Source organism: Streptomyces fructofermentans, from assembly GCF_014651055.1.
Taxonomy (GTDB): domain Bacteria; phylum Actinomycetota; class Actinomycetes; order Streptomycetales; family Streptomycetaceae; genus Streptomyces; species Streptomyces fructofermentans.
Genome location: NZ_BMWD01000015.1, coordinates 175,993 through 202,451, shown reverse-complemented (window position 1 = coordinate 202,451; position 26,459 = coordinate 175,993). Strand labels below are relative to the sequence as shown.

Annotated in this window: 20 protein-coding genes; 9 read left to right on the top strand and 11 right to left on the bottom strand. The window is 72.4% G+C overall.

The window, feature by feature from the left end; genetic code table 11:
• Window positions 1–635: 635 nt before the first annotated feature.
• Together IE265_RS21575 and acnA are read right to left on the bottom strand one after the other, a co-directional pair.
• The gene (locus tag IE265_RS21575; protein WP_190037296.1) at window positions 636–1,727 is read right to left on the bottom strand and encodes a lytic polysaccharide monooxygenase auxiliary activity family 9 protein; all 1,092 of its coding nucleotides are present in this window, start codon (window positions 1,725–1,727) and stop codon (window positions 636–638) included.
• A 352-nt stretch (window positions 1,728–2,079) separates the two neighbouring features.
• Window positions 2,080–4,794: an aconitate hydratase AcnA gene (gene acnA / locus IE265_RS21570; protein WP_190037295.1), complete on the bottom strand. Its 2,715-nt coding sequence runs from the start codon at window positions 4,792–4,794 to the stop codon at window positions 2,080–2,082.
• Between the two features lie 660 nt (window positions 4,795–5,454).
• On the opposite strand from acnA, the gene IE265_RS21565 reads away from it, so the two are divergent.
• The 3 genes from IE265_RS21565 (at window position 5,455) to IE265_RS21555 (ending at window position 7,842) form a co-directional block, all read left to right on the top strand.
• A complete protein-coding gene (locus IE265_RS21565) occupies window positions 5,455–5,652 on the top strand; it encodes a DUF4236 domain-containing protein (protein WP_190037294.1) in 198 nt (65 codons plus the stop codon).
• 69 nt (window positions 5,653–5,721) lie between these two features.
• Window positions 5,722–7,251: a helix-turn-helix domain-containing protein gene (locus tag IE265_RS21560; RefSeq protein ID WP_190037293.1), complete on the top strand. Its 1,530-nt coding sequence runs from the start codon at window positions 5,722–5,724 to the stop codon at window positions 7,249–7,251.
• Between the two features lie 75 nt (window positions 7,252–7,326).
• Entirely contained in the window at window positions 7,327–7,842 is a 516-nt protein-coding gene (locus IE265_RS21555; protein ID WP_229916365.1) for a hypothetical protein, read from the top strand.
• Between the two features lie 73 nt (window positions 7,843–7,915).
• On the opposite strand, the gene IE265_RS21550 is transcribed toward IE265_RS21555, so the two are convergent.
• Window positions 7,916–8,362, bottom strand: coding sequence for a DUF6299 family protein (locus IE265_RS21550; protein WP_190037292.1), 447 nt, complete (start codon window positions 8,360–8,362; stop codon window positions 7,916–7,918).
• A 242-nt stretch (window positions 8,363–8,604) separates the two neighbouring features.
• On the opposite strand from IE265_RS21550, the gene IE265_RS21545 reads away from it, so the two are divergent.
• Window positions 8,605–8,808, top strand: coding sequence for a DUF5999 family protein (locus IE265_RS21545; protein WP_190037291.1), 204 nt, complete (start codon window positions 8,605–8,607; stop codon window positions 8,806–8,808).
• 113 nt (window positions 8,809–8,921) lie between these two features.
• Here the strand turns inward: IE265_RS21545 and IE265_RS21540 are convergent, their stop codons facing one another.
• Window positions 8,922–9,320 (bottom strand): RidA family protein, encoded by a 399-nt coding sequence (locus tag IE265_RS21540; protein ID WP_190037290.1) that lies wholly within the window; start codon window positions 9,318–9,320, stop codon window positions 8,922–8,924.
• Complete coding sequence (locus tag IE265_RS21535; RefSeq protein ID WP_190037289.1) at window positions 9,317–10,462, bottom strand: acyl-CoA dehydrogenase family protein; 1,146 nt, start codon at window positions 10,460–10,462, stop codon at window positions 9,317–9,319. The genes IE265_RS21540 and IE265_RS21535 overlap by 4 nt, the downstream gene beginning before the upstream one ends.
• A 117-nt stretch (window positions 10,463–10,579) precedes the next feature.
• On the opposite strand from IE265_RS21535, the gene IE265_RS21530 reads away from it, so the two are divergent.
• Both IE265_RS21530 and IE265_RS21525 read left to right on the top strand, forming a co-directional pair.
• Window positions 10,580–12,274 carry an AMP-binding protein gene (locus IE265_RS21530; RefSeq protein ID WP_190037288.1) on the top strand — a complete coding sequence of 565 codons (1,695 nt, stop codon included), beginning with the start codon at window positions 10,580–10,582 and terminating at the stop codon, window positions 12,272–12,274.
• Between the two features lie 15 nt (window positions 12,275–12,289).
• Entirely contained in the window at window positions 12,290–13,132 is an 843-nt protein-coding gene (locus IE265_RS21525; RefSeq protein WP_190037287.1) for a PaaX family transcriptional regulator, read from the top strand.
• 75 nt (window positions 13,133–13,207) lie between these two features.
• Here the strand turns inward: IE265_RS21525 and IE265_RS21520 are convergent, their stop codons facing one another.
• A complete protein-coding gene (locus IE265_RS21520; protein ID WP_190037286.1) occupies window positions 13,208–15,475 on the bottom strand; it encodes a bifunctional salicylyl-CoA 5-hydroxylase/oxidoreductase in 2,268 nt (755 codons plus the stop codon).
• 7 nt (window positions 15,476–15,482) lie between these two features.
• Entirely contained in the window at window positions 15,483–16,310 is an 828-nt protein-coding gene (locus IE265_RS21515; protein WP_190037285.1) for an enoyl-CoA hydratase family protein, read from the bottom strand.
• A gap of 295 nt (window positions 16,311–16,605) precedes the next feature.
• Here IE265_RS21515 and IE265_RS21510 point away from each other — a divergent pair, with 295 nt between their 5' ends.
• Window positions 16,606–17,058: an ATP-binding protein gene (locus tag IE265_RS21510; RefSeq protein WP_190037284.1), complete on the top strand. Its 453-nt coding sequence runs from the start codon at window positions 16,606–16,608 to the stop codon at window positions 17,056–17,058.
• 212 nt (window positions 17,059–17,270) lie between these two features.
• On the opposite strand, the gene argF is transcribed toward IE265_RS21510, so the two are convergent.
• Both argF and IE265_RS21500 read right to left on the bottom strand, forming a co-directional pair.
• On the bottom strand, window positions 17,271–18,278 hold the full coding sequence (gene argF, locus IE265_RS21505) for an ornithine carbamoyltransferase (RefSeq protein WP_190037283.1): 1,008 nt from the start codon (window positions 18,276–18,278) through the stop codon (window positions 17,271–17,273).
• Between the two features lie 208 nt (window positions 18,279–18,486).
• On the bottom strand, window positions 18,487–19,713 hold the full coding sequence (locus IE265_RS21500) for an arginine deiminase (RefSeq protein ID WP_190037282.1): 1,227 nt from the start codon (window positions 19,711–19,713) through the stop codon (window positions 18,487–18,489).
• A gap of 124 nt (window positions 19,714–19,837) precedes the next feature.
• Here IE265_RS21500 and IE265_RS21495 point away from each other — a divergent pair, with 124 nt between their 5' ends.
• Window positions 19,838–20,914, top strand: a complete 1,077-nt coding sequence (locus IE265_RS21495; protein ID WP_190037281.1) for an SPFH domain-containing protein — start codon at window positions 19,838–19,840, stop codon at window positions 20,912–20,914.
• A complete protein-coding gene (locus IE265_RS21490; protein ID WP_190037280.1) occupies window positions 20,911–21,810 on the top strand; it encodes a diacylglycerol kinase catalytic domain-containing protein in 900 nt (299 codons plus the stop codon). The genes IE265_RS21495 and IE265_RS21490 overlap by 4 nt, the downstream gene beginning before the upstream one ends.
• Before the next feature lie 158 nt (window positions 21,811–21,968).
• Here IE265_RS21490 and IE265_RS21485 read toward each other — a convergent pair whose 3' ends face one another.
• Both IE265_RS21485 and IE265_RS21480 read right to left on the bottom strand, forming a co-directional pair.
• Window positions 21,969–24,515, bottom strand: a complete 2,547-nt coding sequence (locus tag IE265_RS21485; RefSeq protein ID WP_190037279.1) for a polynucleotide kinase-phosphatase — start codon at window positions 24,513–24,515, stop codon at window positions 21,969–21,971.
• Window positions 24,512–25,978 (bottom strand): 3' terminal RNA ribose 2'-O-methyltransferase Hen1, encoded by a 1,467-nt coding sequence (locus tag IE265_RS21480; RefSeq protein ID WP_190037278.1) that lies wholly within the window; start codon window positions 25,976–25,978, stop codon window positions 24,512–24,514. The genes IE265_RS21485 and IE265_RS21480 overlap by 4 nt, the downstream gene beginning before the upstream one ends.
• Window positions 25,979–26,459: the final 481 nt, after the last annotated feature.

The following is a 26,459-nucleotide window of genomic DNA, read 5'->3' as shown; positions in this document are numbered from 1 at the left end:
TGCGCGGGTGCACACCGGCCTGGGCGGCAGCCTCACGGCGCCCAACACCGGCCGCCCGAAGGCGCTCGTACTCCGTCCGTCCCGGATGCGCGCCGGGGCTTCCCTTGCCGAGACCACGGATACCTGCCTTGCGACACCACGCGGCTGCCGTGCTCCTGTTCGCCCCGACAGCCAGGGCCGCCGCAGAGACGTTGCCGTTCGCCTGGTCCAACGCCTCGAAGAACCTTGTTCTCAGCGCCTTGAAATCCATAATCCCCGCAACCCCTGAACTACAGGGTGTTGCGGGGATCAGTAGAACCCACCTCCGGGACGTGGGGGCACGGTTCCCGCGGCAGGCTCGCGGCAGGCGGTCGGGCACGGCCGGGCGGGCCCCCGGGCGCGCGGGACCGCGCGCCCGTCCCGACCGTGATCATTCGTGCCCCAACTGGCTTGACATCGTTGTCCGTTCAAGGAGTAGAGTTCCACCGACCGCCGACAACGTTGTCCCGGACGACGGTCGCCACACGCCACGCACCCCCCGGCGCCGGCTTCCCCCGGCCGGCCCGGCTCGCGGACCCGGTGGGCTACGGCCACCGGGTCCGCCCCGAGCGGTGCGGGACCCGACACGTGCGGTGGGTCCGGGGCGGGGCGGGGAGTCAGCCCACCCGGCAGGGCAGGGCGGTCGCCGCATCACCCCCGGAGCCCTGGACGACGTATCCGAAGGTGGCACTCCCGCCGGGGTCCAGCGCCCCGTTCCAGTCGGCGTTGTGGACCATCACGTCCTGTCCTTCGTACGTGGCGTTGCCGCCCCAGAGGCTGGCGACGGACTGGCCGCCCGGCAGGGTCCAGTCGACCATCCAGCCGAGCATCGGCACGTCACCGCTGTTGGTGACGGTGACCTCGGACTGGTGGCCGCCGGACCAGCTGTTGGTGGTGCGGCGGGTGGCCGTGCAGGCGCCGGGCGGGGGCTCGGTCGGGTTGCCCGGTTCGCGGATGCCCGTCACCTCCCCGTTGCCGCCGTCGAAGACGACGTCGGAGCAGGAGTAGAAGGTCTCCGCGCTGTCGGAGCGCTGCCACACCATGTAGATGAGGTGGCGTCCCGACTTGCCGCCGGGCAGCGTGCCCGACCAGGAGTAGTCGGCGTCGACCGTGCCCGGCGAACCGTTGAGGGGCGGGTGGTCGACGCTCAGGAAGGGCTGCTCCTCGACGTCGTTCCAGGTGAGCGTCCTCGTCGGGTCGAAGCCGTCCTTGGTGATGTAGACGTGGAACCAACCCGGGTGCGCCGCCCACGCGTTGTACGAGAAGTCGACCGTCGCGCCCGAGGTGAGGTGGGTGAGCGGCCAGTCCGCGCCGGGACGGTTGAAGCCGCTGAACGCGGTGTTGCCGCCGCTGCACAGTTCACCGTCGGGCACGAAGCCGCGCGTGCGCCCCGCACCGTCGGAGCGCAGGACGGAGAACCAGTTGTAGAACGGCGTGGTGCCGCTGACCTGTTGCGCGGCCCTGCAGGCCGGGTTGACCGGCTTGATCTCACCGGTGTCGGTCAGGCCGTCCTGCCAGCACAGGAACGTGCGGCTGCCGGGCTTCATGGGCGTGCCGTGGGCCTCCGCGTCCCCGCCGGAGGTGACGACCAGGCCGAGGGCCGGGACGGTGACCAGCAGGGACAGCAGGATGAGGAGGAGGGCTCCGCCCCGGGCGGGGAACGGTAATCGGCGCCGGGTCCGAGGAGTTGCTGTTCTTGTCAGGCTCATGACATGCCTGTCCCTTCGGTCGCGGGTGTGCGGGATCGGGTGTGTGCGCGAGGTGGGAGGGCTCCCGCGGGGCGGGTTCCGGTCCGCCGCATGTGGGAGCGCTCCCACCCCACTGCCGACGAAGCTACTGCGGACCGGAACCCCTGTAAACGCCTGACGCGCGAGGGCCGCGCCCCAGCGGGTGCGGCCCTCGCGGCGGCCGGAGCGCCCGGGGAGGCCGCACGGCCCACCGGGGGCCGTGGGACGGCGAAGAGGGCCCTGGGGGTGGCGAAGGGGGCCTGGGGACGGCGAAGAGGGCCGCACCCCCCGGCAATCCGGGTGTGCGGCCCCCTCAAGTGCCTTGCTGTACCGCCTACTTGCGGATCAGGCTGCGCAGCACGTACTGCATGATGCCGCCGTTGCGGTAGTAGTCCGCCTCGCCGGGGGTGTCGATGCGCACGACCGCGTCGAACTCGACGCCGGTGTCGGTGGTGACCTTCACCGTGCGCGGGGTGGTGCCGTTGTTGAGCTCCTCGACGCCGGTGAAGGAGAACGTCTCCTCGCCGGTGAGACCGAGGGTCTCCGCGGACTGGCCCTCCGGGAACTGGAGCGGCAGCACGCCCATGCCGATGAGGTTCGAGCGGTGGATGCGCTCGTACGACTCGGCGATGACGGCCTTGACACCGAGGAGCGCGGTGCCCTTGGCGGCCCAGTCGCGGGACGAGCCCGAGCCGTACTCCTTGCCGGCCAGGATGGCCAGCGGGATGCCCTGCTCGATGTAGTTGCGCGAGGCGTCGTAGATGAAGGAGACGGGGGCGTCCTCCTTCGTGAAGTCGCGCGTGTAGCCGCCCTCGGTGCCCGGCGCGATCTGGTTGCGCAGGCGGATGTTGGCGAACGTGCCGCGGATCATGACCTCGTGGTTGCCGCGGCGCGAGCCGTAGCTGTTGAAGTCACGGCGCTCGACACCGTGCTCCGTGAGGTACTTGCCTCCGGGGGTGTCGGCCTTGATCGCGCCGGCCGGGGAGATGTGGTCGGTGGTGACCGAGTCGCCCAGCTTGGCGAGGACGCGCGCGCCGGTGATGTCGGAGACCGGGGTGGTCTCCATCGTCATGCCCTCGAAGTAGGGGGGCTTGCGGACGTAGGTCGACTGCGGGTCCCACTCGAAGGTGTTGCCCTCGGGGATCGACAGCGCCTGCCACTGGGCGTCGCCCGCGAAGACGTCCTGGTAGGACTTGTTGAACATGTCCTCGCCGATGGCGTTCGCCACGACGTCGTTGACCTCGGCCTCGGTGGGCCAGATGTCCTGCAGGTAGACGGGCTTGCCGTCCTGGTCGACACCCAGCGCGTCCTTGGTGACGTCCACCTTCATGGAACCCGCGAGGGCGTACGCGACGACCAGCGGCGGGGAGGCCAGGTAGTTCATCTTGACGTCGGGGTTGATCCGGCCCTCGAAGTTGCGGTTGCCGGAGAGCACCGAGGTGACGGCCAGGTCGTGGTCGTTGACGGCCTTGGAGACCTCCTCGGGCAGCGGGCCCGAGTTGCCGATGCAGGTGGTGCAGCCGTAACCCACCAGGTTGAAGCCGACCTTGTCGAGGTAGGGGGTGAGTCCCGCCTTGTCGAAGTAGTCGGTGACGACCTTGGAGCCCGGGGCGAGGGTGGTCTTGACCCACGGCTTGCGGGTCAGGCCCTTCTCCACGGCCTTCTTCGCGACCAGCGCGGCGGCGACCATGACGTACGGGTTCGAGGTGTTGGTGCAGGACGTGATGGCCGCGACCGTCACCGCGCCGTGGTCGATCTCGTAGGTCGAGCCGTCGGGGGCCGTGACCGTGGTGGGACGGCTCGGCACACCGTTGGTGGCGGCCGGGGCGTCGGAGGCCGGGAAGGACTCGACGCCGGCCTCGTCCGCGGTGTCCACGTAGTTGCGGACGTCCAGCGCGAACTGCTCGGCGGCGTTGGCGAGGACGATCCGGTCCTGCGGGCGCTTGGGGCCGGCGATCGACGGGACGACCGTCGAGAGGTCGAGCTCCAGCTTCTCGGAGAAGTCGGGCTCGGCGGCCGGGTCGAGCCAGAGGCCCTGCTCCTTGGCGTACGCCTCGACGAGCGCGACCTGCTGCTCGTCGCGGCCGGTCAGGCGCAGGTACTTCAGGGTCTCGTCGTCGATCGGGAAGATCGCGGCGGTGGAGCCGAACTCCGGCGACATGTTGCCGATGGTGGCGCGGTTGGCCAGCGACGTGGCGGCCACGCCCTCGCCGTAGAACTCGACGAACTTGCCGACGACACCGTGCTTGCGGAGCATCTCGGTGATGGTCAGCACGAGGTCGGTGGCGGTGGTGCCCGGGGTCAGCTCACCGGTGAGCTTGAAGCCCACGACGCGCGGGATGAGCATGGAGACCGGCTGGCCGAGCATCGCGGCCTCGGCCTCGATGCCGCCGACGCCCCAGCCCAGCACACCGAGGCCGTTGACCATGGTGGTGTGCGAGTCGGTGCCGACCAGGGTGTCGGGGTACGCCTGGCCCTTGCGGACCATGACCGTGCGCGCCAGGTGCTCGATGTTCACCTGGTGGACGATGCCGGTGCCCGGCGGGACGACCTTGAACTCGTCGAACGCCGTCTGGCCCCAGCGCAGGAACTGGTAGCGCTCCTTGTTGCGGCCGTACTCCAGCTCGACGTTCTGCGCGAACGCGTCGCTGGTGCCGAACTTGTCGGCGATGACGGAGTGGTCGATGACCAGCTCGGCCGGGGCCAGCGGGTTGATCTTCGCCGGGTCGCCGCCGAGCTCCTTCACGGCCTCGCGCATGGTGGCGAGGTCCACCACGCACGGCACGCCGGTGAAGTCCTGCATGATCACGCGGGCCGGCGTGAACTGGATCTCCTGGCTGGGCTGGGCCTGCGAGTCCCACCCGCCGAGAGCACGGATGTGGTCGGCGGTGATGTTCGCGCCGTCCTCGGTACGGAGCAGGTTCTCCAGCAGGACCTTGAGGCTGTACGGAAGGCGGGCCGAGCCTTCCACCTTGTCCAGCCGGAAGATCTCGTACGACTCGTCGCCCACGCTGAGCGTGCTACGGGCGTCGAAGCTGTTCGCCGACACGACAGTCTCCTTCATTCATGTGCGCCTACCACCGCATCCTGCCGCCACGCCCTCTCGGCCGATCCGCTAAGGTAAGGCTAAGTTAGGTAACCCTTACCGGTCTGGCGGCTGCGGTACGCCTCGGCAGATATCTCGATGTCGAGATAACTCTAGTACATGACCGCTGAGCGGTCATGCCCGGAGGGTGTGTCCCGTCGCACGATCCCCCTCCCCACGCCTGCCCGCGACAGGGGGAGGCAGTCGGGTCGCCGCCGGGCGCGCACGCGGCACGCGCGGCGGCCGGGACGGCCGGCCCCCGGTGGGCACGGACGGACCGCGAGGTCACGGCGGCCCGGGACGGCCGCGACCGGCGGGGAGACGGCCGCGGCGACCAGGGGTGCGGCGCGTCCGGGATCACGGCGGCGCCCGGATTCACCCGACACACGGTCAATGACCGCCTCCGCACCACTTCGTGCCGCGCGAGGGCGACGACACCAGGAGCGGTCGGCCCCTCACCCCGGCAGGCACCGGCGCCCCGCTCCCCCGCGTGCCGCACCGGGCCCGGCGGGCGCACCCCGGCCAATCCGCGCACCCGGGAAGGGACATGGACCCCTCGCGTACACCCGTTCGGCGTACCGGCCGCCATCCGGGGTATCCGGCGACCGAGGAAGGGAGTCACCCATGCCGCTCACATTCCGCAAGAGCTTCCGGATCCTGCCCGGAGTGCGACTGAACATCAACAAGCGCTCGTGGTCCATCACCACCGGAGGCAAGAACGGGCCGAAGCACACGCACAGCAGCACCGGACGCCGTACGACCTCCATGGACCTGCCCGGCCCCTTCGGCTGGCGACGCACCACGACCAAGCGCTCCAAGTGAAGCTGAGACCCCATCACTCCACTGGACCCCCCGAGATGCCTCATCTCATATCTGAGATAGCCTGCCGCCATGGCAGACGACTACCTCGTACGCATCGGCAAGCTCATCCGTGATGCCCGTCAGCATCGCGGCTGGACACAGACCCATCTGGCCGAGGCGCTCGGCACCAGTCAGAGTGCGGTGAACCGCATCGAACGCGGTAACCAAAACATCAGCCTTGAGATGATCGCTCGAATCGGTGAAGCGCTCGACAGCGAGATCGTCTCGCTCGGCTACGCGGGTCCGATGCATCTGCGAGTCGTCGGCAACCGCCGGCTCTCCGGCTCGATCGACGTGAAGACCAGCAAGAACGCGTGCGTGGCGCTGCTCTGCGCGACCCTCCTGAACCGGGGCCGCACAGTGCTGCGCCGCGTCGCGCGCATCGAGGAGGTCTACCGCCTTCTGGAGGTACTGGGCTCCATCGGGGTCCGCACACGCTGGATCAACGAGGGCGTGGACCTGGAGATCGTGCCCCCGGCCGAGCTGGACATGGAGTCCATCGACGCGGCGGCCGCCCGCCGTACGCGCTCGATCATCATGTTCCTCGGGCCCCTGCTCCACCGCATGGACACCTTCAAGCTGCCGTACGCAGGCGGGTGCGACCTGGGCACGCGGACCATCGAGCCGCACATGATCGCGCTGCGCCGGTTCGGTCTGGACATCGCGGCCACCGAGGGCCTGTACCACGCGCAGGTGGACCGCAAGGTCTCCCCCGACCGCCCCATCGTGCTGACCGAGCGCGGCGACACCGTGACCGAGAACGCGCTGCTGGCCGCGGCCCGCCACGACGGCACGACGGTCATCCGCAACGCCTCGTCCAACTACATGGTCCAGGACCTGTGCTTCTTCCTGGAGGCCCTGGGCGTACGCGTGGACGGCATCGGCACCACGACGCTCACCGTGCACGGCGTCCCGAACATCGACGTCGACGTGGACTACTCGCCCTCCGAGGACCCGGTCGAGGCGATGAGCCTGCTGGCCGCCGCGGTGGTCACCGAGTCCGAACTGACGGTGCGACGGGTGCCGATCGAGTTCCTGGAGATCGAGCTCGCGGTCCTGGAGGAGATGGGCCTCGACCACGACCGCACCCCGGAGTACGTCGCCGACAACGGGCGTACCCGCCTGGTGGACCTGACCGTGCGGCCGTCCAAGCTGGAGGCGCCGATCGACAAGATCCACCCGATGCCGTTCCCGGGCCTGAACATCGACAACGTCCCCTTCTTCGCGGCCATCGCCGCGGCCGCGCAGGGCAAGACGCTGATCCACGACTGGGTCTACGACAACCGCGCGATCTACCTGACCGACCTCAACCGCCTCGGCGGCCGCCTCCAGCTCCTGGACCCCCACCGCGTACTGGTCGAGGGGCCGACCCGCTGGCGCGCCGCCGAGATGATGTGCCCGCCCGCGCTGCGGCCCGCCGTGGTCGTCCTGCTGGCGATGATGGCGGCCGAGGGCACGTCGGTCCTGCGGAACGTGTACGTCATCAACCGCGGGTACGAGGACCTGGCCGAGCGGCTCAACACGGTCGGGGCGCAGATCGAGATCTTCCGGGACATCTGAGGTCCCCCGGGCCGGGGGCACGCGCCTTCGGCCCGGACCCCCGCTACCATCCGCGCATGTCACCGGGTGGGGCGGATGCCGCGTACTCCCGCGCGCGGGAGTCGGGGCGGGGCGCCCGGGTCCCGGTCCCGCGCGATCAGCTCGCTGCTCATCGGCGTGTGCCCCGGGCCGCCCGCGTGCTCCGGCGCGCACACCCAGCTGTTCGTGGACGGCCTGGACCTGGTGGCGCGCAGCCGCAGCGGTGCGGCCGGGCTGTGTCCCTGCCGACTGCTGCGTCCCGGCGGGCCGCTCCACCCGTCCGACGCGCCGCGCACGGTACGCGTGGCCTCGCCGCCACCGCTCGCGCCGCCGTTCGGGGGCCGGCCGGACGCGGGCCCGGATCACGGCTGCGGCGGGGAGCCCGGCGGCCTCGACATCACGGTGCGGCTCCGGGGCGAACTGGTGTTCTGGGCCGACCTGATGTTCCCGGACGACTCGGGTCGGGTCGTCGAGGAGGTCCGGTTCCGGCTCGGGCCGTACCTGGGGGAGATCGGGCGCGTGTACGCCCGCTGGAAGGACCTCGGGTCCGGCTGCGGGCGGCCCGGCGGCTGAACCCGGGCAGGCGGGCGGTGCCGTTCACCTCGCGCGGGGGACGGCACCGGCCGGCCGGGCGCCGCGTCCGGACTCAGCGTGCGTCGAGCGTGATCTCCCGCTGCTGCTTGGCGTGGAAGTACGGGAACGGCAGGCCGCCGCTGGGACGCAGTTCCATCAACGTGGCCTCGACGCGCGCCGGTCCGGGCTCGAAGCGGCCGGGCTCCGCGCGGTCGGTGTTCGTCCAGCGGTGCTCGGCTCCGTCGCAGACCGCGCTCGTGCCGCCGACGCCCTTGCGCACCTCGCTGTCGCCCTGGCCCAGCGAGGAACTCACGAAGACCGGTCCGGTGCCGCCGACGCAGCGATAGGTGCCGGAGAGGGTGATCGTGCCGTCGGGGGCGACACGGCCCGTCGCGTCGACCGTCACCGTCTCGGACGGCTCGTACAGGCGCGGCACCGTGGAGAGGGCGGACACGGACGGGGCGGCGGCCAGCAGCAGCGCGGCGCCGGCGGCTGCGGCAATGACCTGGCGCAGTGGCATCGGAGAACCTCCTGGAGTAGGGACCACCACAGGTACCGGCCCCTCCCGCCCGCAGCCGTGACCGTCACTCCTTCGGTGGCGAGTCCGCACCGTCCGTCCCCGCCGCGTCCGGGAGTTGTCCGCGTGTTGTCACGCTTCCCGTCCGGCTGTTCCGGTGGGTCCGCCGCGGGCGCATGGTCGTTCCATACGATCCGTACACGGCGGCCCACCGCCGCCGGACCACTCGCACGTGGAGGTGCGCCATGTGTTCCCGACAGCCTTCCTGCCCGTCCGACGCCCGCTCCGACCGCGACGACGCGCACATCGTCGTCTCGCACCCGGAGCAGGGCTGGTACCTCCTGTGCGACGGGGCGATCGCCTTCGACGACACGGGCGCGCTGCTGCCCGACGGCCGGGTCGTCGGCCCGCACCGGGTGCCGGTCGGCGACCTGACCACCGCCGCCTGACCGCTGCCGCCTTACGCCGCCTGACCGCTGCCCGACCGCTGCCCGACCGCTGCCGCCGGATGGTCGCCGCTCGGCTTGCGTGTCCGGCGCGACCGTACCCGCCGGTCCCTGCCTCAGTCCGGTGCCGCCACCCCGTCGAGTTCCACCAGGGCCTGGGTGTCCCAGAGCCGGACCACTCCGATCACCGCCATCGCGGGGTACTCGCGGCCGGCCAACCTCCGCCAGACGCGCCCGAGTTCGGCCGCGTGGGCGCGGTAGTCGTCGACGTCCGTGGTGTAGACCGTGACGCGGGCCAGGTCGGCCGGAGCACCGCCCGCCTCGCGCAGGGCGGTGAGCAGATTGGCGAGCGCGCGCTCGAACTGCTCCGGGAGCGTGGCCCCGACGATCCTGCCGTCCTTGTCGAGCGCCGTCTGCCCCGCGAGGAAGACGAGGCGGGACCCCGTGGTGGTGACGGCGTGGGAGAAGCCCGTGGGCGGCGACAGCCCCGGCGGGTTGACGCGCTCGGTGGTCATCGCTGCTCCCCGTTCGTCCCGGCGTACGACTTCGCGTACAACTCCTTCGCGATGAGCGTCCGTTGGACTTCGCTCGCCCCCTCATAGATCCGCGGCGCACGCACCTCGCGGTACAGGTGTTCCAGCAGGTGGCCGCGCCGCAGCGCGCGGGCCCCGTGCAGTTGGACCGCCGCGTCGACCACGTACTGGGCGGTCTCCGTCGCGAGCAGCTTCGCCATCGCAGCGCGCCGGGGCACCTCGGGGTCGCCCGCGTCGTACGCCGCCGCGGCCGCGTACACCATCAGGCGGGCCGCCTCCGTGCGCAGCGCCATCTCGGCCACCTGGTGCGCCACCGACTGAAGGTCCTTCAGAACCCCTCCGAACGCCGGGCGTTGCGCCGTGTGCGCGAGGGTGGCGTCGAGTGCGGCCTGGGCCATGCCGACCGCGAACGCCCCGACGCTCGGGCGGAAGAGGTTCAGGGTGCCCATCGCCACGCGGAATCCGCCGCCGGGCTCGCCGAGCACGTCCTGCGCGGTCACGGGGACGCCGTCGAGGGCGAGGGTGCCGATGGGATGCGGCGAGAGCATGTCGAGGGGGGCGCCGGTGAGTCCGGGGCGGTCGGCGGGGACGGCGAAGGCGGTGACGCCGCGTGCCCCGGCACCGGGCGCGGTGCGGGCGAACACGGTGTAGAGGTCGGCCTCGGGGGCGTTGGAGATCCAGGACTTCTCACCGGTGAGGCGCCAGCCGTCCGCCGCGTCCCCCTCGGCGCGCAGTGCCAGCGCGGCCGCGTCCGATCCCGCGCCCGGCTCGCTCAGCGCGAACGCCGCGACGGCCTCTCCCCGGCGTACCGCCGGCAGCCACCGCTCCCGCACGGCCGGGGTGCCGTGGGCCTGGACCGGGTGGGCGCCCAGCCCTTGGAGGGCGAGCGCGGTCTCGGCCTCCGTGCAGACCCGGGCGAGGGACTCCCGCATCAGGCAGAGGTCGAGGGCGCCCGAGGTGAACAGGCGGTCCAGGAGGCCGAGTCGGCCCAGTTCGGCGATGAGCGCGCGGTTGACGCGGCCCGGTTCGCCCTTGTCGGCCAAGGGCCGCAGCCGTTCTGCCGCGAGGTCGCGCAACTGCGCGCACCAGTCGGTCTGTTCCGGATCGAGCGCGAATGCGGGCACGGCCGGTCCCCTCTCGCCTGTCGGGCTTCCCATCGAGGTTATCGCGGACCGTTGACTGTCGTCACCAACACGATACGCTCCTGGTGCGAGCCCACCACGACAAGGGGGCGAACCGTCATGGACCACAGCGACCACGGGGATGCCGCGCGGCCGACGACCTCGGCCCACGTCGACTCCTTCCCGCGCGACCGCCTCCCGCCGCAGGACCAGTGGCCCGAGCTGCGATTCGACCTGCCCGAGCTGCGATATCCGGAGCGCCTCAACTGCGCGGCGGAGCTGCTCGCGGACACTCCCGGCGAGCGTCCGGCCTTCCGCACCGCGACGGGGGACGTCTGGACGTACGGCGAACTCCGCGCCCGTGTCGACCGGATCGCGCACGTGCTGACCTCCGGTCTCGGAGTGGTGCCCGGCAACCGCGTGCTGCTGCGCGGGCCCACGACCCCCTGGCTCGCGGCGTGCTGGCTGGCGGTGCTCAAGGCGGGCGCGGTCGCCGTGACCGTCCTCGCCCAGCAGCGCCCGCACGAGCTGAGCACGATCTGCTCCATCGCACGGGTGCAGTACGCGCTGTGCGACATCCGCTCGGTGGACGACCTCGCGAAGGCGGAGGTCCCGGGGCTGCGGATCGTCACGTACGGCGGGGACGCCCCCGACGACCTGCTGCGCCGCGACGCGTCCGCGGAGCCTTTCGCGCCCGTGGACACGGCGGCCGACGACGTGGCGCTCATCGCGTTCACCTCCGGCACGACCGGCCGCCCCAAGGGCTGCATGCACGTCCACCGGGATGTGCTGGCCATCGCGGACACCTTCTCCAAGCACGTGCTGCGGCCCCGCGCGGAGGACGTCTTCGCGGGCAGCCCGCCGCTGGGCTTCACCTTCGGGCTGGGCGGTCTCGTGGTCTTCCCGCTGCGCGCGGGCGCGAGCGCGCTGCTCCTCGAACAGGCGGGCCCCAGGCAGTTGTTGCCCGCGATCGCCGAGCACCGCGTGTCGGTCCTGTTCACCGCGCCGACCGCCTACCGGGCGATGCTGGCCGAGCCGGCCGCGTACGACATCTCGTCCCTGCGGCGCTGCGTGTCGGCGGGTGAGAACCTGCCCGCCGCCACCTGGCGGGCCTGGTACGACCGCACGGGCCTGCGCGTGATCAACGGCATCGGGGCCACCGAGCTGCTGCACATCTTCATCTCCGCGGCCGACGACGACGTACGCCCAGGGAGCACGGGCGTGCCGGTGCCCGGCTGGCAGGCGCGCGTGGTCGACGGCGCGGGCAGGACCGTGCCCGACGGCGAGCCCGGACTGCTGGCCGTGCGCGGACCCGTCGGCTGCCGCTACCTCTCCGATCCACGCCAGCGGGAGTACGTGCGGAACGGCTGGAACATCACCGGGGACACCTATGTCCGGGACTCCGACGGCTACTTCCGGTTCGTGGCCCGCGCGGACGACATGATCATCTCGGCGGGGTACAACATCGCCGGGCCCGAGGTCGAGGACGCCCTGCTGCGCCACCCGGACGTGGTCGAGACGGCCGTCGTGGGGCGGCCCGACGCGGCCCGCGGCCAGGTCGTGGTGGCGTACACCGTCCTGCGGCCCGGTGTCCGGCCGGACAGCGACGGGCTGCGCGCCTTCCTGACGTCCGAACTGGCGCCGTACAAGTGCCCGCGCGAGTTCGTGTTCCTCGACGCGCTGCCGCGCACCGCGACGGGCAAACTCCAGCGGTTCCGGCTGCGCCCGGACGCCGATCCCCCGCCCGTACCCATGGACGCCGGTCCGGCGCCGGCGCAGGGCCGGCCGTCCACCGGGGACGGCCGTCCGGCGTGACGCCGACGATCTAGAGTGACCACCGTGTCCGAGCAGCACACCCCCCGGTCCCTCATCGTCACCTTCTACGGCGCGTACGGTCGCTTCGTGCCCGGCCCCGTACCCGTGGCCGAACTGATCCGGCTCCTCGCCGCGACGGGTGTCGACGCGCCCGCGGTGCGTTCGTCGGTGTCCCGTCTCAAACGGCGCGGGCTCCTCGTCCCGGCCCGCACGGCGTCCGGCGCGGCCGGGTACGTGCTGTCGCCCGACGCGCGGCAGCTCCTCGACGACGGCGACCGGCGGGTCTACGCGGGCCCTCCCGCGCGGGACGACACCTGGGTGCTGGCGGTGTTCTCCGTGCCCGAGTCCGAACGGCAGAAGCGGCATGTGCTGCGCTCGCGGCTGTCCGGTCTCGGCTTCGGTGCCGTCGCGCCCGGCGTGTGGCTGGCGCCCGCGCGCCTGTACGAGGAGACCCGCCACACGCTGGAGCGCCTTCGCCTGGACCCGTACGTGGAACTGTTCCGGGGCGGGCACCTGGGTTTCACCGCGACGGCGGACGCGGTCGCCCGCTGGTGGGACCTGTCGTCGATCGCCAAGCAGCACGAGGCGTTCCTCGACCGCCACGCGCCTGTGCTGCGCGCCTGGGAGGCCCGTGGCGACACCCCGGCCGAGGAGGCGTACCGCGACTACCTGCTGGCCCTCGACACCTGGCGGCATCTTCCGTACGCCGACCCGGGACTGCCCGCGACGCTGCTCCCGGAGGACTGGCCGGGGGCCGACTCGGCGGCGGTGTTCCAGGCGCTGCACCGGCGGCTGCGCGACGCGGGCGCGGCCTTCGCGGGGGTACCGGCGACCGGCCCGGTGCCCGAACGCGCGTAGGCGGAGTCCCGCCGTACCGGAGTTCGCGCCGCTGGACACGGCGAGCCGGCCAACCGGTCCGGGTGGAAGCCGAGTTCAGCCGCCCGCCGGGAGGCGGGGCCGGGGCGGGTCCGTGCGGCCGGTCTGCGGGGGGCGGCTGCCCGCGCGGTAGGGCGCCGGCCACTCGGCGCCCGGTCCCGCGTAGCCCTGCTCGGCGGCCGCGTGCAACGTCCAGTGCGGGTCGTACAGATGGGGCCGGGCGAGCGCGCACAGGTCCGTACGGCCCGCCAGCAGCAGGGAGTTGACGTCGTCCCACGAGGAGATGGCCCCCACGGCGATGACGGGGACCCCGGTCTCGTTGCGGATGCGGTCCGCGTAGGGCGTCTGGTACGAGCGGCCGTAGGCGGGCCGTTCGTCCGCCACCACCTGACCCGTCGAGACGTCGATCGCGTCGGCGCCGTGCGCCGCGAAGGCCCGGGCGAACTCGACCGCGTCGTCACCCGTGGTCCCTCCCTCGGCCCAGTCGGTCGCCGACAGGCGCACGGTCATCGGACGGCCGTCGGGCCAGACCGCCCTGACCGCGTCGAAGACCTCCAGGGGGAAGCGGAGCCTGTTCTCCAGCGAGCCGCCGTACAGGTCCGTGCGGCGGTTGGTCAGGGGCGACAGGAAGCCGGACAGCAGATAGCCGTGGGCGCAGTGCAGTTCGAGCAGGTCGAAGCCGCCGAGCACCGCCCGTCGCGCCGCTTCGGCGAACTGGTGCCGTATGGAAGTCAGCTGACTGGTCGTCACTTCTTGCGGGGTCTGGCTGCCGGGTCGGTACGGGATCGGGGAGGCCGCCACGAGGGGCCAGTTGCCCTCGGGCAGCGGCTCGTCCATGCCCTCCCACATCACCCGGGTCGAGCCCTTGCGGCCGGAGTGGCCGAGCTGCACACCGACGGCCGCGCCCGGCGCCCCCGTGTGGACGAAGTCGGTGATCCGGCGCCAGGAGTCGGCCTGCCGGTCGGTGTAGAGCCCGGCGCAGCCCGGCGTGATCCGTCCCTCGGGGCTGACGCACACCATCTCGGTCATCACCAGGCCGGCGCCGCCCAGCGCCCGGGCGCCCAGGTGGACGAGGTGCAGGTCCCCGGGGACGCCCTCCTCGGCCGAGTACATGTCCATCGGCGAGACGACGACCCGGTTCGCGAGGGTGAGGCCGCGCAGCCGGAAGGGAGTGAACATCGGCGGTGTGCCGGGCGGGCAGCCGAAGCCGCGCTCGACGTCCGCGGTGAAGCGCGCGTCGCGCAGCCGCAGGTTGCCGTGCGTGACCCGGCGGCTGCGGGTGAGCAGGTTGAACGCGAACTGGCGGGCCGGCTGGTCGAGATAGAGACCCAGGTCCTCGAACCACTCCAGGCTGGCGCGCGCGGCCCGCTGGGTGGAGGCGACGATGGGACGCCGCTCCTCCTCGTACGCGGCGAGGGCCTTCGCGGTGTCGGCGTGTTCCGTGAGGCCGGCGGCCAGTGCCAGCGCGTCCTCGACCGCCAGTTTCGTACCGGAGCCGATGGAGAAGTGCGCGGTGTGGGCGGCGTCGCCGAGCAGGACCACGTTCCCGTGCGACCAGCGTTCGTTGACGACGGTCCGAAAGCGCGTCCAGGCGGACTTGTTGGAGAGCAGCGGACGCCCGCCGAGGGCGTCCGCGAAGATCTTGGCGCACCGGTCCGCGGACTCCTGCTCGCCGAGTTCCGCGAACCCGGCGGCCCGCCAGACCTCTTCGCGCATCTCCACGATGACGGTGGAGGCGTCGGCCGCGTACGGGTAGCCGTGCAGCTGGACGACGCCGTGCTCGGTCTCGGCGATCTCGAAACGGAACGCGTCGAGGGCGAAGTCGGCGGCGAGCCAGATGTAGCGGCAGCGGTGCGTCTCCAGGCGCGGACGGAACACGTCCCGGAAGGCCTCGCGGGTGCCGCTGTGCACGCCGTCCGCCGCGATCACCAAGTCATGGGTCTCCGCGAGCCGCCGCGGGGCCGGGGCCGGCGTTCGAAAGCGCAGGTCGACGCCGAGCGAGCGGCATCGATCGTGCAGGATCTCCAGGAGCCGGCGCCTGCCGAGGGCCGCGAAGCCGTGGCCGCCCGAGGTGTGGCGCACGCCCCGGTGCACGATGTCGATGTCGTCCCAGCGCACGAACTCCGCCCGCAGGGCCGCGTACACGGCCGGGTCGGCGTGCTCGATGCCGCCGAGCGTCTCGTCGGAGAGGACGACGCCGAAGCCGAACGTGTCGTCGGGGGCGTTGCGCTCCCAGACGGTGATCTCGCGGGTCGGGTCGAGGCGTTTGAGGAGGGCGGCGGCGTACAGGCCGCCGGGTCCCCCGCCGATCACCGCGACGCGCATCCCCGCGTCACCTCCCCCGCCACTTCGGCGGCCGCTTCTCCGTGAAGGCGGCGTGGAACTCGGCGTAGTCCTCGCCGTTCATCAGCAGGGCCTGGGTGGCGGCGTCCAGTTCGACGGAGGCGGCGAGCGGCATGTCCAGCTCCGCGGTGAGCAGGGCCTTCGTCTGCGCGTACGCGAGGGCCGGCCCCTCGGCGAGACGGCGGGCCAGCGCCAGCGCGGCCTCGTCCGCGCGGCCCTCCTCGGTCAGCTCGCTGACGAGGCCGATCCGTTCCGCCTCAGGGGCGCGCACCGGTTCGCCGAGCATCAGCAGCCGGGTCGCGTGGCCGAGCCCGACGACCCTGGGCAGCAGATAGGCGGCGCCCATGTCGCCGCCGGACAGCCCGACGCGCGTGAACAGGAAGGCGAAGCGGGCGCTGGGGTCCGCGATCCGGAAGTCGGCGGCCAGGGCGAGGACGGCCCCGGCGCCCGCGGCGACTCCGTGCACCGCCGCGATCACCGGGAACGGGCACTCCCGTACGGCACGCACCACCTGGCCGGTCATCCGGTTGAAGTCGAGCAGTTGGGAGGTGTCCATGGACAGGGTGGCGCCGATGATCTCGTCGACGTCGCCGCCGGAACAGAAGCCCCTGCCCTCCCCGGCCAGTACCAGGGCGCGGACGGACCTCTCGCGGGACAGCTCGGCGAGCAGGTCGCGCATGTCGGCGTAGGCGCCGAAGGTGAGCGCGTTCAGCTTCTCGGGGCGGGCCAGGGTGACCGTGGCCACACCGTCGGTGATGTCGCAGCGCAGATGCTGCCAGTCGGGCGTGCGGGTCGCGGAGCCGGTGAAGGGACTCATGACGTGCGGCCTCCTCGGGCGGGGGCGGCGGTCTGGACGCGTCGGGAACGGCGGTGTCGCCGCATCACGAAGCTATCACGCATATGTGACTGTCGTCACGAGTGCGCGATAGGACGGTCACGGAGTCACGACTCCTCGATAGCCCGGTAACGAGAGGGCGGATCGCGGGAGCCGGGCCGGCCGGCTGGGTACGCAGCCCGATACAGGGTCGAAAGTCCTGAAAAAAGGCCCGCCGGTCATCTGCGCCCGGTTGCGTCGTACCATTCCCCACATTGAAAGCAGGACATCCTGCTCCATGAACGGACCCGCCTTGCACGAACCCTCCGCCCCAGCCTCGTGGCGCGTCGCGCTGCCGCACACCGCCGCGGCCGTGCCCGTCGCGCGCGCCCTGGTCCGTAGCGCACTGGCCGACATCCAGCACGCCGCCGACAGCGACACGGCGGAGCTGCTCACCGCCGAGCTGGTGGCCAACGCCGTGGAACACACCAAGGGCGACGCGCCCATAGAGCTGGTCGTGGAGCTGCTGCCGACCGGCTGCCGCGTCGAGGTGCACGATCCCGACCCCGCCCCGCCGGGCAACCTCACCGTCCCCGAGCCGTCGGTCGAGCCCGACCCCTGGCAGGAGCACGGCCGCGGGCTGCTGCTCATCCGCACGCTCAGTTCGTCGTGCGGCCACCGGGCCACCGAGTCCGGGAAGGCGGTCTGGTTCAGACTGCCCGTGGTGCCGTCGCAGCGGAAGCCGTCCTGACGGCGGCGCACCCCAGGACCCCGCCGAACACCGGTCACCGAACACCGGCCGCCGTCTCCGGCAGCAGTCCCCGGCAGCCGACCGGCGACTTTCCGACCATCGACTTCCGACTTCCGACCTCCGCCCACCGGCCTCCGAGCGGCGGGCGGCGGCCTCCGAGCGGCGGGCGGCGGGCGGCGAGCGGTGGGCGGCGGGCAGTGGGCGGCGGGCGCTCAGGCCAGGGTCGCCACCAGCACCGCCTTGATCGTGTGCAGCCGGTTCTCGGCCTCGTCGAAGACGACCGAGTGGGCCGACTCGAAGACCTCGTCGGTGACCTCCAGCGACTCCAGGCCGTGCCGTTCGTGGATCTCGCGGCCGACCTTCGTGCCGAGGTCGTGGAAGGCGGGCAGGCAGTGCAGGAACTTGACGTCCGCGTTGCCGGTGGCCCGGAGCACGTCCATCGTCACGGCGTACGGACCGAGCGCGGCGATCCGGTCGTCCCAGACCTCCTTGGGCTCCCCCATGGACACCCAGACGTCCGTCGCCACGAAGTCGGCGCCCGCGACCCCGTGCTCCACCTCGTCGGTGAGCGTGATCCGGGCCCCGCTGCGCACGGCCAGCTCACGCGCCCGCGTGACGACCTCCTCGGCGGGCCAGTAGTCCTTCGGCGCGACGATTCGTACGTCCATGCCGAGCAACGCGCCGGTGACCAGATAGGAGTTGCCCATGTTGAACCGCGCGTCACCGAGGTAGGCGAAGGCGATCCCGCGCAGCGGCTTGTCGGTGTGCTCGGTCATGGTCAGCACGTCGGCGAGCATCTGGGTCGGGTGCCAGTCGTCCGTCAGACCGTTGTAGACGGGTACGCCCGCGTGGGCCGCCAGCTCCTCGACGCCCTCCTGGCTGTCCCCCCGGTACTGGATCGCGTGGAACATCCGGCCGAGGACGCGGGCGGTGTCCTTCACCGACTCCTTGTGCCCCATCTGCGAACCCGACGGGTCGAGGTAGGTCGTGGACGCCCCCTGGTCGGCGGCCGCGACCTCGAACGCGCAGCGTGTGCGGGTCGACGTCTTCTCGAAGATGAGGGCGATGTTCCGGCCGCGCAGCCGCTGCGTCTCGGTCCCTGCCTTCTTCGCGGCCTTCAGCTCGGCCGCGAGCTCGACCAGGCCGCGGAACTCCTCCTCCGTGAAGTCCAGCTCCTTCACGAAGTGGCGGCCGGCGAGGGCGTACGGGACTGTCGCCATGGGGCGCTCCAGGGTTACATCAACAGGGACTCTTGGAATTCTATACGATGCTTCACATTTCTATACGGCCCCATTTTCGAATCGGACCTCCGAGTCGAACACGCGCCGTCCGGCGTCGCGACGGTACCCCCGCGCCGCCGGACGGCGCCCCGCGGCCGACGGGGCCGGCACCCGTCACGCGACGGCACCCCGCCCCGGAAGGCACCCGCTAGCCGACGGGGTCCCTCTGCACCGGGCAGCTCATGCAGCGCGGGCCGCCCCGCCCGCGCCCGAGTTCGCTGCCGGGGATCTCGATGACCTCTATGCCCCGCTTGCGCAGATGCGTGTTCGTGGTCTGGTTGCGCTCGTAGGCGACGACCACACCGGGTTCGACCGCGAGCACGTTGCAGCCGTCGTCCCACTGCTCGCGCTCGGCCGCGTGCACGTCCTGGGTGGCGGTCAGCACCCGGACCTCGTTCAGCCCCAGCGCCGCGGCGATCGCCCGGTGCATGTGCTCCGGCGGATGGTCGGTGACCTTCAGCTCCTTGTCCCCGACGCCGGGCTCGATGGTGTACGAGCGCAGCATGCCGAGCCCCGCGTACTGCGTGAAGGTGTCCCCGTCGACCATGGTCATCACGGTGTCGAGGTGCATGAGGGCCCGCTTCTTCGGCATGTCGAGCGCCACGATGGTCTGCGCCGAGCCGGTGGCGAAGAGCTTGTGCGCGAGCATCTCCACCGCCTGGGGCGTGGTGCGCTCGCTCATGCCGATGAGTACGGCGCCGTTGCCGATCACCAGGACGTCGCCGCCCTCGATGGTGGACGGGTAGTCCGCCTGCCCCTCCGACCACACGTGGAACGCCTCGTCGCGGAAGAGCGGATGGTGGCGGTAGATCGCCTCGAAGTGGACGGTCTCGCGCTGCCTGGCCGGCCAGCGCATCGCGTTGATGGACACGCCGTCGTAGATCCAGGCGGAGGTGTCCCGGGTGAACAGGTGGTTGGGCAGCGGGCCGAGCAGGAAGTTGTCGAGGTCCATGACGTGGAAGCGCACCGAGGTGGGCTCGGGATGCGCCTCCAGGAACTCGCGCTTGGTCATCCCGCCGACCAGCGCCTCCGCGAGTTCGCCCGCGGGCAGGGCGTCGAAGGCCGCCCGGAGGTGGTCGGTGGCGAGCGGACCGTACTCCTTCTCGTCGAAGACCCGGTCCAGCACGAGGGACCTGGCCGCCGGGATCGCCAGGGCCTCGGTCAGCAGGTCGCCGAAGAGGTGGACGGTGACCCCGCGGTCGCGCAGGACGTCGGCGAAGCCGTCGTGTTCGGCGCGCGCCCTGCGCACCCACAGGACGTCGTCGAAGAGCAGGGCGTCCTTGTTGCTGGGCGTGAGCCTCTTGAGCTCTAGATCCGGCCGGTGCAGGATGACGCGGCGCAGCCGCCCGGCCTCGGAGTCGACATGGAGTGCCATGACTCCATCCTGACCATCCGGACGCGTGTTCACCCTCCGGTTCGCCGCAGATTCCTTTTCTCGTCCCCTTGACGATAATCAGGTGATCTAATATCGTCGGCGTGACGAAAAGAAAGAGGGGACCATGGCCGACATCACCCGCCGACTCGGCTGGCGCCACCTGCGCGGAGCGCCCGCCGCCCATGTCAGGCACCACAGGTCGGGCCGGCTCGTGCACGACGGACCGGGGCTCAGCTTCTGGTTCCGCTCGCTGACCGCCACGCTCTCCGAGATACCGGTGGACGACCGGGAACTGGCCATGACGTTCCATGCCCGTACCGCGGACTTCCAGGACGTCTCCGTGCAGGCGACGGTGACCTACCGGATCAGCGACCCCGCCGTCGCGGCCGTACGCCTCGACTTCTCCATCGACCCCGACACGGGCGTATGGCGGGGCGCCCCGCTCGAACAGCTCGGCACGCTGCTCACCGAGACGGCGCAGCAGCACGCGCTGGACGTCCTGGCCCGCACCCCGCTGGCGGCGGCCCTCGTCGACGGCGTCGCCGCCGTGCGCGAGCGGATCTCGGCCGGACTGGCCGCGGAGCCGCGACTGCCCGCGACCGGCATCGAGGTGGTGGCCGTCCGCGTGATGGCCGTCCGGCCCGAACCCGAGGTCGAACGCGCCCTGCGCACCCCGGCCCGTGAGCAGATCCAGCAGGAGGCCGACCGGGCGACGTACGAGCGCCGGGCCGTCGCCGTCGAACGCGAACGGGCCATCGCCGAGAACGAATTGGACAGCCAGATCGAACTCGCGCGACGCGAGGAACAGTTGGTCGACCAGCGCGGCACCAACGCGCGCCGCGAGGCGGAGGAGCACGCGGCGGCGGACGCGGTGCGCGCGGACGCCGAGGCCTCACGGACCGTACGGCTCGCGGAGGCCGAGGCCACCCGGACCGTCCGGCTCGCGGACGCCGAGGCCGCCAAGGCCGTGCGACTCGCCACCGCCGAGGCCCAGGCCGCCCGCGAGGTCGGCGAGGCCCGCGCCGAGGCCCAGGCGCACTGGCTCCGGGCGCACGCCGACATCGACGTCTCCACCCTGCACGCCCTGACGGGCACCCGGCTGGCCGAGAACCTCCCCCGCATCGAGAACCTCACCGTGTCCCCCGACGTCCTCACCGCACTCCTGGCGAGACTCGGCACGCACGGCGGTGACCGGAGTTGAGCCTCGCACCGCGTGCCGTGCTCGTGCACCGCACCACCGAGTACGAGGAGTTGACCGCCCGGCACGGCACCCACGGGCAGGCCGCGTTCTTCCTCTCCTCCCGGGGCCGCAGCATCGAGGAGGTGGCCGAGCGGCACCGGCGCACGCGCCACGCGCTCGCCGAGGTCGCCTCGGCCGTGCCGCTGACCTGGCGTCAGACCAGGGTGGAGCGTGCCGACCTGGACCGCTTCCTGTTCGCTCCCGAGGACGTCGTCGTGGTGGTCGGACAGGACGGGCTGGTGGCCAACACGGCGAAGTACCTGACGGGGCAGCCGGTGCTCGGCGTCGACACCGACCCCGGCCGCAACCCGGGGGTCCTGGTGCGGCACCGCGCCTGCGACACGGCGGCGCTGCTCCGGAGCGCCGTCTCCGGCTCCCCGGCGGCCGACGAACTCACCATGGTCGAGGCGGTGGCCGACGACACCCAGCGGCTCACCGCCCTCAACGAGATCTGCCTCGGCTCCCCCGGACACCAGACGGCCCGCTACCGGCTCGGCCCCGACGACGAGAGCACCGCCCCGGAGGCCCAGGCCTCGTCGGGGGTCCTCATCGGCACGGGCACCGGAGCGACCGGCTGGCTGCGCTCCCTGTGGCAGGAGCGGGCGAGCGCCCTGGCGCTGCCCGGCCCCGCCGAGGACCGGCTGCTGTGGTTCGTCCGCGAGGCCTGGCCGTCCCCCGCCACCGGAACCTCGCTGGTGTCGGGCGAGTTGACCCGCTCCCACCGGCTCCGGCTCACCGTCGAGTCCGACCACCTCATCGCGTTCGGCGACGGGATGGAGAGCGACGCGCTGCACCTCACCTGGGGGCAGACCGTGCGCCTCGGCATCGCGGACACCAGGCTGCGGCTGCTCGTCTGACCGACCGGGGGGCAGTACGGGCCCCCGGGGAGGGAGGGCCCGGGCGGACGGGCCCCGGAGTCGGGCGCCCGGCGGGGCCCCGGAAGCGGGCCGGCACCGCGTCCAGGTAGGGCGGACGGCCCGGCCCCCGCCGCCGGGGCAGGGACCGGGCCGCTCCGCTACAACCGGGGGTCCACCGGCTCGGACTCCAGCGCCAGCACCCCGAACACCGCCTCGTGCACCCGCCACAGCGGCTCGCCCTCGGCGAGCCGGTCGAGCGCCTCAAGACCGAGCGCGTACTCCCGCAGCGCCAGCGAGCGCTTGTGGTTGAGGAAGCGCCCCCGCAGCCTGTCCAGGTTCTCCGGACGCGTGTACTCCGGACCGTAGATGATCCGCAGGTACTCCCGGCCCCGGCACTTGATGCCGGGCTGGACGAGCCGCCCCTCACCGCTTCGCACCATCGCCTGGACCGGCTTCACGACCATGCCCTCGCCGCCGCGCCCGGTCATCTCCAGCCACCAGTCGACGCCCGCCCGCACGGACTCGGCGTCCCCCGTGTCGACGAACAGCCGCCGCGTGGTCTGCAGAAGCCCGGACGGGTCGCCCGCGACGACGCGGTCGATCAGCCCGAGCTGCTCGTCGTGCGGCATCCCGGCGAGACTCCGCCCCTGCACCGCGAGCACCTGGAACGGGGCCAGCCGCACCCCGTCCAGACCGGACGTGGTCCAGCAGTAGCGCCGGTAGGCGTCCGTGAACGAGGCCGCGTCGGCGGCCCGCTCCCGCTGCTTGGCGAGCAGGTCCCGGACCTCGACACCCCGCGCCGCGGCCCCCTCCAGGGCGGCGACCGCCCCGGGGAACACGGCACCGGCCGCGGCACCCACCGCCGCGTACTGCGAGCGCAGCAGTCCCGACGCCTTGAGCGACCAGGGCATCAACTCCGCGTCCAGCAGCACCCAGTCGGTCTCCAGCTCGTCCCAGAGCCCGGCCTCCGTGACCGCGTCGCGCACCCGCCCGAGGATCTCCTCGGTCACGGCCGCGTCGTCGAAGAAGGGCCGGCCGGTGCGGGTGTAGAGCGCGCCGGACGTGCCGCTCGCGCCGAACCTGACCCGTGCGACCCCGGCGTCCCGGCACACCAGTGCCACGGCGCGCGAGCCCATGTGCTTCTCCTCGCACACGACCCGCGCCACCCCGTCCGCGAGGTACTGCGCGAAGGCCTCGGCCGGGTGCTCCAGATAGCCCTCCACCCGCGAGGTGGCCGTGGGCGCCATGGTCGGCGGCAGGTACGGCATCAGCCGCGGGTCCACCGCGAAGCGGCTCATCACCTCAAGGGCGGCGGCCGCGTTCTCCTCGCGCACCGAGACACGGCCCGCGTGCCGGGTCTCGACGACCCGGCGGCCGTGCACGTCGGCGAGGTCCAGCGGCCGTCCCTCGTGCCCGCCCGGCGCCTCGGACGCCAGTGGCTTCACCGGCTCGTACCAGACGCGCTCCGCCGGTACGTCGACCAGTTCGTGCTCCGGCCAGCGCAGCGCGGTGAGCTTGCCGCCGAACACGGCACCGGTGTCCAGGCAGATGGTGTTGTTGAGCCAGGTGGCCTCCGGCACGGGGGTGTGGCCGTAGACGACCGCGGCCCGGCCCCGGTAGTCCTCCGCCCACGGGTAGCGCACCGGCAGCCCGAACTCGTCGGTCTCGCCGGTCGTCTCCCCGTACAGGGCGTGCGAGCGCACCCGGCCGGACGTCCGGCCGTGGTACTTCTCCGGCAGGCCGGCGTGGCAGACCACGAGCCCGCCGCCGTCGAGTACGTAGTGGCTGACCAGCCCGTCCACGAACTCCCGCACCTGCGCCTTGAACTCCTCGCTCTCGCCCTCCATCTGCTCGATCGTCTCGGCGAGGCCGTGCGTGTGCTGGACCTTGCGGCCCTTGAGGAAGCGGCCGTACTTGTTCTCGTGGTTGCCCGGCACGCACAGCGCGTCGCCCGAGCCGACCATGGACATCACCCGGCGCAGCACTCCCGGGGAGTCGGGGCCGCGGTCCACCAGGTCACCGACGAACACGGCCGTACGGCCCCGCGGGTGCGTCCCGTCCTCGTAGCCCAGCTTCGCGAGCAGCGACTCCAGTTCGGCCGCGCAGCCGTGGATGTCGCCGATGATGTCGAACGGACCCGTGAGGTGGGTCAGGTCGTTGAACCGCTTCTCCGTCCTGACCTCGGCGCTCTCGATCTCCTCCACACCCCGCAGGACGTGCACCTTCCTGAAGCCCTCCCGCTCCAGATGCCGCAGGGAGCGCCGGAGTTCGCGGGTGTGCCGCTGGATGACACGGCGCGGCATGCCGGCCCGGTCGCTGCGCGAGGCGTTGCGCTCGGCGCACACCTCCTCGGGCACGTCGAGCACGATGGCGATGGGCAGCACGTCGTGCTTCCTGGCCAGGTCGACGAGCTGCTTGCGGCTCTCCTGCTGCACGCTCGTCGCGTCGACGACCGTGCGCCGGCCCGCCGCGAGCCGCTTGCCCGCGATGTAGTGCAGGACGTCGAAGGCGTCCGCGCTGGCGCTCTGGTCGTTCTCGTCGTCGGCGACGAGGCCGCGGCAGAAGTCGCTGGAGATGACCTCGGTCGGCTTGAAGTGCCGCCGGGCGAACGTGGACTTGCCCGAGCCCGAGGCGCCGATCAGCACCACGAGGGACAGGTCGGTGACGGGCAGGGTACGGGTCTTGTTGAGCTGTGCGTCGGTCATGCCACCTTCTCCTCCTTCGGGTTCCGGGCGGTCGTGTGGAAGACAGCCATCTGCGTGGGCGGTCCCACCTCCGGGTCGTCCGGCCCGACGGGCCTGAACTCCACCCCGTATCCGTGCCGTTCGGCCACCGCCCCGGCCCATGCGCGGAACTCCTCACGGGTCCACTCGAAGCGGTGGTCCCCGTGCCGCACATGGCCCGCGGGGAGGGTCTCCCAGCGGACGTTGTACTCGACGTTCGGTGTCGTGACGATCACGGTCCTCGGGCGGGCGGCACCGAACACCGCGTACTCCAGGGCGGGCAGCCGCGGCAGGTCGAGGTGCTCGATCACCTCGCTCAGCACGGCGGCGTCGTACCCCTTGAGCCGCTTGTCCGTGTACGCCAGCGAGCCCTGCACCAGCCGCACCCGCTCGGACTGCCGCTCGCCCATGCGGTCCAGCTTGAGCCGCCGCGAGGCGATCGTGAGGGCCCGCATCGACACGTCCACGCCGACGATCTCGGTGAACCGCGTGTCCTTCAGCAGTTCCTGCACGAGCTGGCCCTGGCCGCAGCCCAGGTCCAGCACCCGGCCCGCGTCCGCGGACCGGAGGGCGGCGACGATCGCGTCCCGCCGCTGCACGGCCAGCGGCACGGGCTTCTCGTCCGTGTCCTGGCTCTCGTCGACGGCGTTGTCGATCTCCTCGACCTGGCTGTCGTCCGCCTCCGCGAGCCGCACGAGTTCGAGCCGCTCCATGGCCTGCCTGGTCAGCGACCAGCGGCGCGAGAGATAGCGGCTGGTGATCAGCTTCTGCTCCGGGTGCGCCGGCAGCCAGCCCTCGCCGGCCCGCAGCAGCTTCTCGACCTCGTCGGTGGCCACCCAGTAGTGCTTGGCGTCGTCGAGCACCGGCAGCAGCACGTACAGGTGCCGCAGCGCGTCGGCGAGCCGCTGCTCACCCTCCAGCACGAGACCCACGTACCGCGAGTCGCCCCACTCGGGGAACTCGGCGTCCAGCGCGACCGGCGCCACCGTGACCGTCCAGCCGAGCGGCTCGAACAGCGCGCGCACGAGCCCCGCGCCACCGCGGGCCGGCACGGCGGGCACCTCGATGCGCAGCGGCAGCGGACGGTCGGGCAGCTCCGGCCTGGCCCGGCAGGCGCCCTTCATCGCACTGGAGAACACTCCGCTGAGCGCGACCGCGAGCAGCGACGAGGCCGCGTACGGGCGGTCGTTCACGTACTGCGCGAGGGCCGCGTCGGGAGCGCCGCCGCGGCCCTTGCCCTTGCCGCGCCTGACCAGCGCCACCGCGTCCACCTCCAGCAGCAGCGCCGCCGTGCAGCGATCCTCGCCCGCCTCGGGGTAGAAGACGTGGGCGGTGCCGTAGGAGGTCGAGAACGCCTGCGCCTTGTCGGGATGCTTGTGCAGCAGGAAACCGAGGTCGGTCGCTGGGCGCTCTGGGGTGCCGGTGGTACTGATCGTCAGGAACACGCGTCCGAGTATGACGTGCCGCCCCACGCCCGACCAGGGGTTTTCTCCCGAACCGGAGACCGGCCCGACGAACTCCCCACGACCCGCCGGGTCGGCTGCCACGGCGCGTCCGTCGCGCGATCCGCCACCGCGATCCGCCGACCGCGATCAGCCGGCCGCGCGCCCCGACCGCCCGACCGCTGGCCCGCCCCAACGCCCGGCTGCGCGACCCCGGCCACCCGACCGCTGGCCCAACCGCCCGACCGCCGACCCGGCAGACCGCCCGACCACCGGACGCCGGACCGGCAGACGCGGCCACCCGACCCGACCCGGGCCGACCCGGCCGAGCCGAGCCGACCCGCTCCCGTCCCGCCCACGGACCCGCCCGACCCCCTTCACCCGGCTCACCCCCTGCACCCGGCGCACCCCGCACCCGCACCCACGAGTTGGCGCGTTGGCGCGTTGGCACCGACGCACCGACGCACCGACGCACCCGGCACCC